12 protein-coding genes are annotated in these 13,782 nt (G+C 68.1%); 6 read left to right on the top strand and 6 right to left on the bottom strand.

The genetic code is table 11. From position 1 onward, the window contains the following. Positions 1-12 precede the first annotated feature (12 nt). From IAU68_RS00635 to IAU68_RS00650, 4 genes are all read left to right on the top strand, one after another. A complete protein-coding gene (locus IAU68_RS00635; protein ID WP_171193162.1) occupies positions 13-2,031 on the top strand; it encodes a DNA polymerase III subunit gamma and tau in 2,019 nt (672 codons plus the stop codon). 50 nt (positions 2,032-2,081) lie between these two features. Next, a complete protein-coding gene (locus IAU68_RS00640; protein WP_171193163.1) occupies positions 2,082-2,450 on the top strand; it encodes a YbaB/EbfC family nucleoid-associated protein in 369 nt (122 codons plus the stop codon). 67 nt (positions 2,451-2,517) lie between these two features. Further along, entirely contained in the window at positions 2,518-3,144 is a 627-nt protein-coding gene (recR, locus tag IAU68_RS00645) for a recombination mediator RecR (protein ID WP_171193164.1), read from the top strand. A 93-nt stretch (positions 3,145-3,237) separates the two neighbouring features. Next, positions 3,238-4,308, top strand: a complete 1,071-nt coding sequence (locus IAU68_RS00650; protein WP_171193165.1) for an HNH endonuclease signature motif containing protein — start codon at positions 3,238-3,240, stop codon at positions 4,306-4,308. On the opposite strand, the gene IAU68_RS00655 is transcribed toward IAU68_RS00650, so the two are convergent. The 6 genes from IAU68_RS00655 to IAU68_RS00680 all read right to left on the bottom strand — a co-directional run bounded on the left by IAU68_RS00655 (position 4,282) and on the right by IAU68_RS00680 (position 11,364). Next, positions 4,282-5,022: a type 1 glutamine amidotransferase gene (locus IAU68_RS00655; protein WP_171193166.1), complete on the bottom strand. Its 741-nt coding sequence runs from the start codon at positions 5,020-5,022 to the stop codon at positions 4,282-4,284. The two genes, IAU68_RS00650 and IAU68_RS00655, sit on opposite strands and share 27 nt — an antisense overlap. Next, on the bottom strand, positions 5,015-6,283 hold the full coding sequence (locus IAU68_RS00660; RefSeq protein ID WP_171193167.1) for a Mur ligase family protein: 1,269 nt from the start codon (positions 6,281-6,283) through the stop codon (positions 5,015-5,017). Before IAU68_RS00660 ends, IAU68_RS00655 begins: the two co-directional genes overlap by 8 nt. Before the next feature lie 10 nt (positions 6,284-6,293). Then, complete coding sequence (locus IAU68_RS00665) at positions 6,294-7,277, bottom strand: exonuclease domain-containing protein (RefSeq protein ID WP_171193168.1); 984 nt, start codon at positions 7,275-7,277, stop codon at positions 6,294-6,296. Positions 7,278-7,290: 13 nt separating this feature from the next. After that, positions 7,291-8,520, bottom strand: coding sequence for a hypothetical protein (locus tag IAU68_RS00670; RefSeq protein ID WP_171193025.1), 1,230 nt, complete (start codon positions 8,518-8,520; stop codon positions 7,291-7,293). Positions 8,521-8,577: 57 nt separating this feature from the next. Next, the gene (gene leuA / locus IAU68_RS00675; RefSeq protein WP_171193169.1) at positions 8,578-10,392 is read right to left on the bottom strand and encodes a 2-isopropylmalate synthase; all 1,815 of its coding nucleotides are present in this window, start codon (positions 10,390-10,392) and stop codon (positions 8,578-8,580) included. Between the two features lie 141 nt (positions 10,393-10,533). Further along, positions 10,534-11,364, bottom strand: a complete 831-nt coding sequence (locus tag IAU68_RS00680) for a DMT family transporter (protein ID WP_171193170.1) — start codon at positions 11,362-11,364, stop codon at positions 10,534-10,536. A gap of 93 nt (positions 11,365-11,457) precedes the next feature. On the opposite strand from IAU68_RS00680, the gene IAU68_RS00685 reads away from it, so the two are divergent. Both IAU68_RS00685 and IAU68_RS00690 read left to right on the top strand, forming a co-directional pair. After that, a complete protein-coding gene (locus IAU68_RS00685) occupies positions 11,458-12,723 on the top strand; it encodes an aspartate kinase (RefSeq protein ID WP_171193171.1) in 1,266 nt (421 codons plus the stop codon). A gap of 10 nt (positions 12,724-12,733) precedes the next feature. Next, a complete protein-coding gene (locus IAU68_RS00690; RefSeq protein ID WP_171193172.1) occupies positions 12,734-13,762 on the top strand; it encodes an aspartate-semialdehyde dehydrogenase in 1,029 nt (342 codons plus the stop codon). The last annotated feature ends 20 nt before the right edge of the window (positions 13,763-13,782 follow it).

The raw sequence follows: 13,782 nt of genomic DNA on the forward strand, positions 1-13,782 counted from the left end.
CACTTAACCGGCGTGGCTCTGTACAGGAAATACCGCCCCGCAACGTTCGGTGAGGTCGTCGGCCAAGAACAGGTGACGCGACCGTTGTCCACCGCGCTGGACAACAACAGAATTTCGCACGCCTACCTGTTCTCGGGTCCGCGCGGCTGCGGCAAGACGTCGTCGGCACGCATCCTCGCGCGCTCGCTCAACTGCGTCGAAGGCCCCACCTCCACCCCCTGCGGCGTGTGCGCCTCGTGTGTCGCGCTCGCGCCGGGCGGGCCGGGCAACCTGGACGTGATGGAACTCGACGCCGCCTCCCACGGTGGTGTCGACGACATGCGCGACCTGCGCGAACGCGCCATGTTCGCCCCGGCCGAGTCGCGCTACCGCGTCTTCATCATCGACGAGGCCCACATGATCTCCACCTCGGGCAACAACGCCTTGCTCAAGATCGTGGAGGAGCCGCCAGAACACCTGATCTTCATCTTCGCCACCACCGAGCCGGAAAAGATGCTGGGCACCATCCGCTCGCGCACCCACAACTACCCGTTCCGCCTGCTCGCGCCGCAGGCAATGCGCGAACTGCTCGAGCGCGTCGTTGCCGAAGAGGGCGTTGTTGTCGACGACAACGTCTACCCCCTGGTCATCCGCGCCGGCGGCGGCTCGCCCCGCGACACCCTGTCGATTTTGGACCAGCTTCTGGCCGGCGCCGGGCCCGACGGGCTGACCTACGACCTCGCGCTGCCGCTGCTGGGTGTCACGGACTTGACGCTTCTCGACGCCGCCGTTGACGCCCTCGCCAACTCCGACGGCTCCGCAATGTTCCGCACCATCGACGAAGTGATCGAATCCGGCCACGAGCCGCGCCGCTTCGCACTCGACTTGCTCGACCGCATGCGTGATTTGCTGCTCATCCGCACCGTGCCCGACGCCTTCGGGCAAGGGCTTGTCGACGCCCCCGCCGACCGCACCGACATCCTCACCGCCGAAGCCGAGCAATTCTCCGCCGCGCGACTTTCTGCGCTGGCCACCGAGATCAACGACCGCCTGCCCGACTTAAGTGGCGCGACCTCGCCGCGCCTGCTCCTCGAAATCATGATGGCGCACCTGCTCACCGTCTCCGGGGGCGGTGGTGGTGTTGGCGGTGCTGGTGTCGCTGCGTCGGTCGCGCCTTCGGCTCCTGCCGCTGGTTCTTCTTCTGGTGGCGGTGCCGCTGCTGCCGCAGCAGCCGCGGCCGCCGCCGCGAGCGAATCCCGCAACGCGCAGCGCAAACCAGCGCCCGCGCCTTCTGCGCCGGAACCTGCACCTCCTACGCAGCCGGCGCCCCCTGCGCAGCCCGAGCCGAAACCCGAGCCGGCCCAGCAGCCCGAGGCCGAGCCGGCACCGAAACCGGAACCGCAGCCCGAGCATGCGCCAGACACCGACGACCTGTACGAACGCATCGAGCGCGACTGGACGCGCCTGCGCCAATCCGTCGGCCAGCGCAACCAGGTCGCGGAGATCATGCTCACCGAGGCGAAACCCTTGGGCTTCGACAGCGACACCCTGGTCGTCGGCCACCACACCGGCGCGCTTGCCGAGCGCATCAACGCCGAAAAGAACAACGCCGACATCGCCGCCGTGTTCAGCGAGAAGCTCGGCACGCCGGTGAAGGTGCGCTGCGTGGTCGGGACCAATCCGGACGCGGCCCAGGTGAAGCGGCCGACGCCGAGGGAGGTGTGGAAACCGGGGGAGGGGTCGTCGTCAAGCGAAGCCCCCGAAGACCCCGCCCCGGCCCCGCCGAAAAAACCCGATAACAGCTGGCAAGCCGCCGTCGCTGCCGCGAGCCAAAAAGCCGCCGAGCGCGCCCAACGCGAACGCGACGAGATCCCGCCGCCGCCCGAACCGCCCGAGCCGTACGAGGAGGCCGAGCCAGAATACACGCGCGAGGACGAGGAGCGCGACATGATCACAGAGGCGCGCGACGGGGAAAAGACCGCCGATCGCCGCGACGCCACCGAGGTCGCCATGGATCTGCTCGCCACCGAACTCGGCGCGAAGCCGCTGTAGCGCGACGCGTACAATGGCCAATAAATCTCTACCGACGAAAGGTTGCAATCATGACCCAGCCGCAAGACATGCAGGAACTCATCCGCCAGGCCGCCGAGGTGCAGGCCGCGCTGCAGCAGGCGCAGATGGAACTGCTGCAGACCGAGGTCACCGGCACCGCAGGCGGCGGCCTCGTCGAGGTCACCATGACCGGCGGCGCCGAGATCACCGACCTGGCCATTAAGCCGGAGGCCGTGGACCCGGAGGACGTTGAGACCCTGCAGGATCTCATCCTCGCCGCGTACCGCGACGCCCACGAGCAGGCCGGCAAGCTTGCCGAGGAGAAGATCGCACCGCTGACCGGCGGCGCAGCAGGCGGCCAGCAGGGTGGCGCACCGCAGGCAGGCCCGGGCGACATCCCGTTCGGCGGCATCATCTAACTCGCCTTACTTCCGCGTCCGGCCACTCGGTCGGGCGCGTTTTTCATGCCACGGAAAGGACCCCCGCGTGTTCGAAGGACCGCTGCAAGACCTTATCGACGAATTCTCGCGCCTGCCCGGCGTCGGCCCCAAGTCCGCGCAGCGCATCGCGTTCCACTTGCTGAAGACGGAGCCGGAAGACATCGATAGGCTGCGCGCCGCGCTCGCCGCCGTGCGCGACGGGGTGACGTTCTGCCGCATCTGCAACAACGTCTCGCGCGAGGAAGTCTGCCGCATCTGCGCCGACTCCGGCCGCGACAAGTCGCTGGTGTGCGTCGTCGAGGACGCGAAAGACATCCAGGTCATCGAGCGCACCGGCGAGTACACCGGGCGCTACCACGTCCTCGGCGGCTCGCTCGACCCGCTGGCCAACGTCGGCCCGAAGGACCTCGCTATCGCGCCGCTGTTGCAGCGCATTGGCGGAGTGCTTGACGACGTCGACGGCGCCGACAACCCCGACATCACCGAAGTCATCCTCGCCACCGACCCCGACACCGAGGGCGAGGCCACCGCGTCGTACCTCGCGCGGCTGCTGAAGGATTTCCGGTCGCTGACCGTGTCGCGTCTGGCGTCCGGCATGCCGCTGGGCGGGGACTTGGAGTTTGTCGACGAACTCACCTTGTCGCGCGCCCTCTCCGGGCGGTTGAAGCTCTGATCTGTGGATAACTTTCGGTTGATGTAGGGCGGGTTATCCACAGTTTTTCGGCGGGGTCTTGTGCTTTGGGGTGGGCTGTTTAGTGTTTGGGGCATGAATTCGTTTGCAGCACTCGTGGAGGCGATGTCGGCGTCAGCGTTGGAGACGCTGGCCGGCTTCGACCTCGACGTTGCGCTGGCCGCAGGCTTCGCCCCGGACCGGGCGCGGGCGTTATCGCGGCTGCAGGCGGTGTATTTCGGGCCCACGAAGTTCACCCGTAAGCAGCGTGAGGCGCTTGCACGGGCGGGCGGGTTTTCGTTGGATGAACTGCTGCTGATTGAACGCCGCATCGCGAAGGTGTCGGATGTGGCCGCGCGGTGGGGGCTGCGGCTGTCGCTGCTTCAGGTCGACGGTGGCTACCGGGCGATCGAACAGGCGGCACGCGAGGTAGTACCGGCCCATGACGCGCCGGCAAGCGATGCGGCGAAGTTTGGCCCTGCCCGCAACGGGAAGAAGACGCTGCATTTAACCCTCGACGAACGCGAGATCACCGATATCGAGTTCGCCGGCCGGCAAGGCATCGACCCCGCGAAGCCGGCCGCGGAGCAGATCGCTAAGAATTTGGCGTCGATCTTTTTCGGCGGTGGCGGGGTGGCGCGCGCGGTGCCGCGGCCGATCCTCGCGGTGGCGGTGCCGGACTTTGTGCGGATTATGGCCGGCGAGGGCGACGACGTCGTGTTGGCCTTGTCGGACGGCACCACGATGACCGGTGCGGAGTTTTTAGCGGCCCAGTTCGGCGACATCCTCGAGGTGGCCGCGTTTCACCCGGAGGCCGGTGCGGTGAACTTGTACCGGACCGAGCGGCGGGCGAATAAGAAGCAGCGCGATTTGGCGAAGATGGTCTCACCCGTGTGCGCGTTCCCCGGCTGCCGTCACGGAGCCGATGCCTGCGAGTTGCACCACGTCACCGCGTGGAAACACGGCGGTGAGACCAACCTGGACAACCTGGCGCCGCTGTGCCGGTACCACAACCGCATCAACGACGACGACCCGTGGCGGAAGAAGCGCGGCCGGATCGCGATGATCCGGGGTGCCCCAGTATGGATCTCACCCCGCGGCTACCCGGTGAAAAACACCAACCACGGGGTGATGGACAAACTATTTGGCGAGGCGCTCCCGGCGTAGCTGGGAAACGTCCTCGAGGTCCAGCGGGGCCAAATCCGCAAGCGGCACGTCGAGTGCGCGCGCGATGAGGAGATCGGCCAGCTGGGGGTTACGTGCGAGCGCGGGGCCGTGCATGTAGGTGGCGATCACGCTGCCCTGCACCACGCCGTCCACCTTCGCACCGCCGGTGGAGTCTGCGACACCGGCGCCGTTGCCGACGCCGCGGGTGACGTCGCCAAGCGCTGCCGCCTCCGGGCCCAGCACCGTGGCGCCCATGTGGTTTTCAAACCCGGTGAGCGGCTCGGTGAGCTCGGCGGTGATGCCGGCGCGCGTCGGGATAGTGGCGATCTCGCCGGTGGCGCGGGTGCTAAGTGGCTTAGTGGTCACATCGAGCAGACCGACGCCGTCGACCTCGCCGCCGCGGGCGTGGAACGTGCGGCCCAGCACCTGCAGGCCGGCGCACACCGCGAAAATCGGCCGGCCGTCGGCAGCTGCCGCCTTAAGGCCCGGCGACGCGTTCAGTCGCGCTGCGGCGAGCAACTGTGCGGCGTCCTCGCCGCCGCCGAGGGTGTAGATGTCGCAGGTGGCTGGGATGTCGTCGTCAAGCAAAATGCGTTCGATCCGCGCGTCGACACCGCGCATGCGGGCGCGCTCGCGCAACACGAGCGCGTTGCCGTCGTCGCCGTAGGTGCCCAACACGTCGGGCAGGACCAGGCCGATGGTGAGTTTAGGCACGGTAATCCTCCTGCTTGGAAAGCGCGCGGCGCAGATTCAGCAGCGCGGTGTAATTCGCCAGCACCTCCACGCGCCCCGGCGGGCAGGCGCGGATCGCCTCCACCGGGTCGGCGATGCGCTCGTGGTCGATGCGGCCGTACGTCAGGCGCACTGCAAGGTCGGTGGCGCGCTCACCGGCGGCGACGACGTGCGTGTCGCCGAAGTCCTCGAACTTGACGTCCCACAGCCACGAGACGTCCTCGCCGTCGCCTTGCTGCGCGTTGACCGCGATGACCACGCCGTCGGCGTCGCGGTCGACCATGGACAAGGCCTCCTGCCAGCCGGCCGGGTTTTTCGCCAGCATGAGGTGGACGTCGCGCTCGCCGAGGTGCACGGTGGTGTAGCGGCCAGCGACGTTATCCACCTCGCCGGCGGCGCGCACGGCGTCGTCGAGCGGGACGTGGAACGCCTCCACCGCCGCCGCGATGGCTTGGGCGGCGTTGCCCCGGTTGGCGCGGCCGGGCAGTTTGAGCTCGAGCGCGGCTGCGCCTTGCGGGGTTTGCAGCGCGTTGTCGGTGACGGTGTAGGTGGGTTCGGGGCGGCGGAACTCGCGGCCGTCGGGGAGCGGCTCGACGGCGTACCAGTCGTCGTCGGTGCGTACGACGTGGCCGCCGGAGCGGGGGTTGGTCACGGAGTCGCCAAGCCAGCCGGCGCCGGCGGCAACCCAGACGACGTTGGGGTGGTCGTAGGCGATGGACGAGATGAGGACATCGTCGCAATTAGCGACGACCACCGCATCCGGGTGCGCCATCACCGCGCCACGCAGCGCGCGCTCGATGGTGTTGATCTCGCCGACGCGGTCCAACTGGTCGCGGGTGAGGTTGAGTAGCACGAACGCGGCCGGGTTGAGCCGCTCGGCGACCTTGGGCACGTGCAGCTCGTCGACCTCCAGCACCACCGCCTCCGCGTCCTTGCCGGCGAGCAGGGCGGAGATGATGCCGGCGTCCATGTTGTCGCCGCCGTCGTTGGTGGCCACGGTGCGCTTCGCGCGCACCGCGCCGGCGAGCATGCGGGTGGTGGTGGATTTGCCGTTGGTGCCGGTAACCAGCACTGTGGGGCGTCCGCCGCTTAGCGACGACATAATGTTCGGGTCGATCGCATTCGCCACCAGCCCGCCGATCATGCCGCCGGCGCCGCGGCCGGTGGCGCGGGAGGCGGCGGTGGCGAGGTTGGCTGCGGTCGTCGCCAAGTAAGCCCTGGCTCGGGAGAAGGGTCCTTGCATGCGGATAAGGCTACTCCGCGCCGCCCATCTCACCCACCAGGCGGGCGAAGCGCGCGCCGGAGACCACCGGGATGTTTTTGCGGTCGGCGTGCATCGCCTTGCCGCGCAGTTCCGCGCCGCGCATCTTTGCGTCGGAGACCGTCACGGAGGTCTCACGGGTGAGTTTTTCGCGGTAGGTCATGCCGGCGCGCACGGCGGCGTCGATAAGTTCGTCCGGGTCGACATCCACATCGTCGGCGACGACGAACTCCATGCCGCGCCGCAAGCCCCCCTTGCCCAAAATGCCGGGGTTGCCGGCGATCGCCGGGGCCTTTTCCGCGTCGACGCGGATCGCGCTGCGCTGCAGGCCGAACTTGTCGCCCGTTAAGTCGGCCGGGTCGAGTGAGACCACGTCACCGGCCATCTCCAGGTACATCGCGATAAGTTTCAGGGTCTGCTCGCGGGAGAACTCCGCCTCCGGCACCTGCGCGCGCTCCAGCGACGCCTCGGCCGGCGGGGAGGCCACACCGATGAGGTTGGCCACCGCGTTGATGCGGGTGTCCACCGGGACGTGGCCTCGACGGCGGGCGCTGGCGAGCAGGTCGACGATCGCCTCCGGACGCGGCACGTGCCCCACCCGCTGGCGGCGCTTGTTGCCGCGCCCGCGCCGCGACCGGTTCGCCCGCGCGGCGGCGTTCATGGCGCGCTTCGACTCGGAGACGATGAAGCCCCAGGTGGTGGGGGAGTCGTGGGTGATGAGGGTGCGGTCGTCGAGAAGCTTGTCCAGGGTGCGCAATTGGCGCGAGAACCGCGGCGCCTGGGCGAAATCGTGCGGGGTCAGCCCGTGGGTGTGGGCGGGGCCTGCGTCGGTGCCGGGGTTGACCACGGCGTGGAAGTCCTCACCCATGCGGCCGGAGTCGTCGAATGTGACCGCGTCGATGGTCAGTAGGCGCGCCGTCGACGGGTGGATGCCCGTCGCCTGCGTAAACACTGCGACGAAGGGGTAGTCACTCATTGTTCAGAGGGTACTACGGCTGCATTTCGTACAGCGGCTGGTCCAGCGGCGCGTTCGAGCGGACCCGCAGCCCGCCGATGGAGTACTCGTACGGGTGCGATTCCTGCTTCGGGGCCTGCTGGCGCGGTGCGGGGGCCGGTGCCGGCGCGGGTGCGGGGGCCGGGGCGGGTGCTGGTGCAGGTGCAGGTGCGGGGGCCGGTGCCTGCACGGGCGCGGGTGCAGGTGCGGGCGCGGGGACGGGCAGTTGCTGCTGCGGCGTGGGCACGCGCACGGCGGGCGCCGGCGGCGCGGTGGTCGCGGCGTCCTCGGACGGCTCCGCTGCGGGCTCCGTGGACTCCGTCGGCTCCGTCGGCTCGGTCGGCTCCGTGGACTCGGTGGGCTCCGTCGTCGGTTCCTCCGACGTGGTGGTGGTCGGCCCCGAGGTGACCACCGTTTCGGGGAATTGGGCGACGGTGCCTTGGTCCTCGCGCCACGACGAGGTGATCATCGTCGTGCCGACCGCCGTGATCCCCAACGCGATAACGGCCGCGCCTGCGGCGACGACGCGTCCGGTGATGCGCCCGCTCGATTTGGCCGGCTCGACGGGTTCGGCTTCGGTGTCGGCGGCCAGCGCGGCGGCTTCGGCGTCGACGGTGGCGAAAAAGCCAGTGTCGTCCTCGCGCGGCACGGGCGGCAGCGCGGGCAGCGGGGAGATTTCGGCGTCGTCGGCGGCGGGGGACGCGGTAAGCGTCAAGGTGCCGTCGTCGATGAAGCCGCGCGCCACGGCGACAAGGTCGCGCTCGGCCAGGGCGTCCACGCCGAGCTCCGGGGCAGCAAGCTTGCCGACGACCTCACCGTCCACACTGACCTCACCACCCGGCGCGATCACCGCGAGGACTTGGACGGGGCCGCGGTAGCCGTCGTAGGCGCCGATGGCGTAGGTGTCGCCGGCGGGCAGCAGCACCCACGGGGCGCGCGGCGGGTGGTTGGCGGGCACGGCCGCGGCGGTTTGGGGCAGGGTGAGCACGATGTCGTCGCCGCGCACGCGTGCTGCGACTTCGGGGATGAAGCCGTGGCGGGCGATGTGGTCGAGGTCGGCGCGCCTACCAGCGCCGAGCGTGCCGACGACCACCTCGCCGTCGCGCACCTCAAACCCCGTGTCGTCGATGGGGTGGAGGGTGACGGTGGGGGAGAGGTGGTCGTCGGCAAGCGTGCGCTCGATGGGCACCTCGACGGCACCGCTGGGCACCGCGTACGTCCGCATACTTCACCTCACAGCCTGAAATGTGTGGCCAAGTATAAACGTCCGCGCCGGAGCTGCCTAGTTCGCGGCGTTCGAGCGGTTGACAGCGGAGACGATCGCCTCGAGCGACGCCCGCGTGGTGGAGCCGGCGATGCCCACACCCCAGGCGGAGGTGCCGTCGACGTCGGCGTGGATGTAGCAGGCCGCGTCGGCGTCGTCGCCGGCGGAGCGGGCGCGCTGCGAGTAGTCCTGCACCTCGAAGTCGATGCCGATCTGCTCGAGCGCGCCCGCGAACGCGGCGATCGGGCCGTTGCCGGCGCCTTCGATCTCGCGCGAGGTGCCCTCGTAGGTGACGGTGGCGGTCACGCGGGTGTCGTCGCCTTCGGTTTCGGCGGCGTCGATGCGATAGTGGCCCAGCTCCAGCGGCTCGGCCAAGTCGAGGTACGTCTGGGCGAAGATGTCCCACATGTTCTTCGAGTTGACCTCGCCACCTTCGGTGTCGGTGATGTTTTGCACGATGGCGGAGAACTCCGGCTGCATGGCGCGCGGCATGTTGATGCCGTGGTCGGTCTTCATGATGTAGGCCACCCCGCCCTTGCCAGATTGGGAGTTGACGCGGATGACGGCCTCGTAGGTGCGGCCGACGTCCTTCGGGTCGATGGGCAGGTACGGCACCTCCCAGATGGTCTCGCGCAGCTCGTCCCAGGTGACGTCCTCGCTGGTGGCGTCGGGGCGGATGGTTTGCGCCAGGGCGTCGAGGCCCTTGTTGATCGCGTCTTGGTGCGAGCCGGAAAACGCGGTGAACACGAGGTCGCCGCCGTAGGGGTGGCGCTCCGGCACGCGCAGCTGGTTGCAGTATTCGACGACGTCGCGGATGCGGGTGATGTCGGAGAAGTCGATCTGCGGGTCGACGCCCTGGGTGAGCATGTTCAACCCCAGGGTGATCAGGTCGACGTTGCCGGTGCGCTCGCCGTTGCCGAACAGGCAGCCTTCGATGCGGTCGGCGCCGGCGAGGTAGCCGAGTTCGGCGGCCGCGACACCGGAGCCGCGATCGTTGTGCGGGTGCAGCGACAAGATCACGGCCTCGCGCTTGGCCAGGTTGCGGTGCATCCACTCGATGGAGTCGGCGTAGACGTTCGGGGTGATCATCTCCACCGTGGCGGGCAGGTTGAGAATGATCGGGTTGTCGGCCGTGGCGCCCATCTTCTCGACGACCGCGTCGCAGACCTCCTTGGCAAAGTCCAACTCCGTGCCTGTGAAGGATTCCGGCGAGTACTCCCAGCGCCAGTTGGTGTCGGGGTAGTCGACGGCGATGGTTTTGATCAGCTCGGCGGCGTCGGTGGCCAGCGTCTTGATCTGTTCGCGGTCCTTGCGGAAGACCACGCGGCGCTGCAGCTTCGAGGTGGAGTTGTAGAAGTGCACGATGACGTTTTTCGCGCCGGCGCAGGCTTCGAAGGTGCGGCGGATGAGGTGCTCGCGCGCCTGGACGAGGACCTGGATGGTCACGTCGTCGGGGATCATGTCCTTCTCAATGATCTCGCGCACGAAGTCGAAGTCCGTCTGGGACGCCGACGGGAAGCCGACCTCGATCTCTTTGAAGCCCATCTCGACGAGCAGGTTGAACATGCGGCGCTTGCGTTCGGGGCTCATCGGGTCGATCAGCGCCTGGTTGCCGTCGCGCAGGTCCACGGCGCACCACTGCGGCGCGCGGGTGATTTTCTTGTCCGGCCAGGTGCGATCCGGCAGCTGGATGTCTTCGACCTCTTCGGCGAAGGTGAGGTAGCGGTCCACGGGCATCTGGGAGCCGCGTTGTTTGTTCCAGGCGGGTTGGTCGTCGTTACGCGGGCCGGAGGGGGTTTGGATTGCACGCGGTGCGAAAAAGTCGTTGCTCATCGGGAATTTCCTTGGTCGGTGGTGGTGTCCACGGCCGGCAGAAGAAACTCCGCGACGGGGTGCCGGCCGTGTTTAGAAGGCCTGATTCCCGCCGCGGCGTAGAAGGAGAAACGCCCGTTGCGACATGCGTCACAGACTACATCATTTGATGCTCACTCGTGTGAGGAATGCGGCGGAGATGAGCATCACGCTTACCGACGACCCCACCAACACGTAGCCGAACACCGACTGGTCCCGGAAGCTCTCACCCAACAACGTGAGGCTGAGCGAGAACGCGAGCAGCGGCTCGACGATCTTCGACGCGGGCAGCGATGTGGCCAGGTTGCCGGCGGCGAACGCGTACTGCTGCACGATCGTGCCGGCGGTGGCGGCGACAAGCATCGCCCACAGCTGCCACGACATAATCAGGCCCGCGACGCCGCCGGCGACGAAGTCGTCCACCGCCACCTTGGAAAACACCGCCTGGAAGCCGAACATGGCGCCGCAGATGATGCCGTAGATGAGGGCGCGGGAGTTGGCGCGTCGTCGAGAAGCAATCGCGCACGCGGCGATCGAGACCACCGCGCCGACGCCGACGACGGTGACCCACTCCCACGTCGCGGGGTCGCGCTCGCCGGGCACGGGGCGGCCGAAGACGACCACGCCCGCGACACTGGCGGTGAGCACGATCGCCCAAAACGCCTCTGCGGTCTTCATGTGGCGGCGCTCTGCCCACGCCGAAAACACCAACGTGAGCATGAGCGACAGCGCGAGAATCGGCTGCACAACCAACAGGGTGCCAAACGCGAGCGCCGCCGCCTGGAACCCGTAGGCGGTAAACGCCAGCCCCATCGAACCCCACCACGCCGGCCGGCGCATCGAGCGCAACACGGAACTGCCGTCGCGCATGATGCGGTGGCGCCAGACGGTGCCTCCCGCCATGGTGGCCGCCGAAACGAGCGCGAACACGACGGCGAGAAAATTGTTATGCACGGTGAATGATATTAACGCGAGTCTCGAAAACGCTTCTTTTGGGACGCTATTCTTGACCGTTGGAATACACGAAGGATCCGCGGGAAGGCTGACATGGCACTAATAGTCCAGAAGTACGGGGGATCTTCACTCGAAAGCGCCGAGCGCATCAACGCCGTGGCGCGGCGCATCGTGGAAACGCGCCGGGCGGGCAACGACGTCGTGGTGGTCTGCTCCGCGATGGGCGACACCACCGACGACCTGCTCGACCTGGCCGAACAGGTCAACCCCAACCCGCCGGCGCGCGAAATGGACATGCTGCTCACCGCCGGCGAGCGCATCTCCAACTCGCTGGTCGCCATGGCGGTGCACGCACTCGGGGAGAAGGTGCAGTCGTTCACCGGCTCGCAGGCCGGCGTGATCACCACCGAGCGCCACGGCAACGCCCGCATCCTGGAGGTCACCCCGGGGCGCGTGCAGGAAGCTGTGGACGAGGGCAACATCGCCATCGTCGCCGGCTTCCAGGGCGTGAACCGTGAAACGAAGGACGTGACCACGCTCGGCCGCGGCGGCTCCGACACCACCGCCGTCGCGCTCGCCGCCGCGATGGGTGCCGACGAGTGCGAGATCTACTCGGATGTCGACGGCATCTACACCGCCGACCCGCGCATCGTCACCGACGCCCGCAAACTGGACACGCTCTGCTTCGAGGAGATGCTCGAATTAGCCGCGTCCGGTTCGAAGATTCTCGTCCTGCGCAGCGTGGAGTACGCCCGCGCGTTCAACGTGCCTTTGCGGGTGCGATCGTCGTATAGCAACGAAACCGGCACCCTGGTCGCCGGAGCATTGGAGGATATCCCCATGGAAGAAGCAGTACTGACCGGTGTTGCCACCGACGACTCGGAGGCGAAGATCACCATCCTCGGCATCACCGACACCGTCGGCGAGGCCGCCAAGGTCTTCCGCGCGCTCGCAGAGGCGGAGGTGAACATCGACATGGTGATCCAGAACATCTCCAGCTCGCACAACAACAAGACCGACATCACCTTCACCCTGCCGAAGGCCAACGGCGCGGCGACGATGGAACTGCTGCGCGCCATGCAGGTCAACGAGGGCTGGGAAGACGTCACGTACGACGACGAGATCGGCAAGGTCTCCCTCGTCGGCGCAGGCATGAAGTCGCACCCGGGGGTCACGGCCGACTTCTGCGACGCGCTGCGCGACGCAGGCATCAACATCGAGATGATCACCACCTCGGAGATCCGCATCACCGCCGTGGTGCGCCAGGCCGACATGGCCGAAGCGGCACGCGCAATCCACACGAAGTTCGACCTCGGCGGCGACGAGCCGGCCGTGGTCTACGCAGGTACCGGACGCTAAGGAGTTATTCATGACCACCCTCGCAGTCGTCGGCGCCACCGGCCAGGTCGGCCGCGTGATGCGCGACATTCTCGCAGAGCGCAACTTCCCCGCGGACAAGGTGCGCTTCTTCGCTTCGCCGCGCTCCGCCGGCACAACGCTGGAATTCCGCGGCGAGCAGATCACCGTCGAGGACCTCACCCAAGTCACCGAGGAGTCCGTCAACGACGTCGACATCGCCCTGTTCTCCGCCGGCGGGTCCACCTCGCGCGAGTGGGCGCCGGTGTTCGCCGCCGCGGGCGCAACCGTGGTGGACAACTCCTCGGCGTGGCGCAAGGACACGGAAGTCCCGCTGGTCGTCTCCGAGGTCAACCCGGACACCGTGAAGGACCTGCCGAAGGGCATCATCGCGAACCCGAACTGCACCACCATGGCCGCGATGCCGGTGCTCAAGCCGCTTCACGACGACGCCGGCCTGCGCACCCTACGCGTCGCCTCCTACCAGGCCGTCTCTGGCTCTGGCCTGGCCGGCGTCGAGGCGCTGGCTACCCAGGTGGAGGAACTGGGGGATCCGCGTGGGCTGGTGCGGGATGGTGTCGTCGATAAGCATGGCGACCTGGGCCCGTACGTCGCGCCGATCGCGTTCAACGCGCTGCCGCTGGCGGGTGCGCTTGTCGACGACGGCTCGCTCGAAACTGACGAAGAGCAGAAGCTGCGCAACGAGTCCCGCCGCATCCTGGACATCCCGGAGTTGAAGGTTGCGGGCACGTGCGTGCGCATCCCGGTGTTCACCGGCCACACGATGGTGGTGCACGCCGAGTTCGACCGCGAGATCACCCCGGAGCGTGCCGCGGAGATCCTCGAAGCCGCGCCGGGCGTGCGCGTGGTGGACGTGCCGACGCCGCGTGAAGCGACCGGCATTGACGACTCCCTTGTCGGCCGCATCCGCCAGGACCAATCGGTGGACGGCGGCCGCGGGCTGGTGTTCGTCGTCGCTGGCGACAACCTGCGCAAGGGCGCGGCGCTGAACACGATCCAGATCGCCGAACTGCTCGTCTAGGTACACGAAAAAGTGCCTCC

It is taken from the genome of Corynebacterium lujinxingii (assembly GCF_014490555.1).
Taxonomy (GTDB): domain Bacteria; phylum Actinomycetota; class Actinomycetes; order Mycobacteriales; family Mycobacteriaceae; genus Corynebacterium; species Corynebacterium lujinxingii.

What these genes read in the sequence shown, in the direction of transcription:
- IAU68_RS00640 (WP_171193163.1), top strand. Translation starts at nt 2,082, where the DNA reads ATGACCCAGCCGCAAGACATGCAGGAACTCATCCGCCAGGCCGCCGAG.
- IAU68_RS00650 (WP_171193165.1), top strand. Translation starts at nt 3,238, where the DNA reads ATGAATTCGTTTGCAGCACTCGTGGAGGCGATGTCGGCGTCAGCGTTG.
- IAU68_RS00660 (WP_171193167.1), bottom strand. Translation starts at nt 6,283, where the DNA reads ATGCAAGGACCCTTCTCCCGAGCCAGGGCTTACTTGGCGACGACCGCA.
- IAU68_RS00665 (WP_171193168.1), bottom strand. Translation starts at nt 7,277, where the DNA reads ATGAGTGACTACCCCTTCGTCGCAGTGTTTACGCAGGCGACGGGCATC.
- IAU68_RS00670 (WP_171193025.1), bottom strand. Translation starts at nt 8,520, where the DNA reads ATGCGGACGTACGCGGTGCCCAGCGGTGCCGTCGAGGTGCCCATCGAG.
- leuA (WP_171193169.1), bottom strand. Translation starts at nt 10,392, where the DNA reads ATGAGCAACGACTTTTTCGCACCGCGTGCAATCCAAACCCCCTCCGGC.
- IAU68_RS00685 (WP_171193171.1), top strand. Translation starts at nt 11,458, where the DNA reads ATGGCACTAATAGTCCAGAAGTACGGGGGATCTTCACTCGAAAGCGCC.
- IAU68_RS00690 (WP_171193172.1), top strand. Translation starts at nt 12,734, where the DNA reads ATGACCACCCTCGCAGTCGTCGGCGCCACCGGCCAGGTCGGCCGCGTG.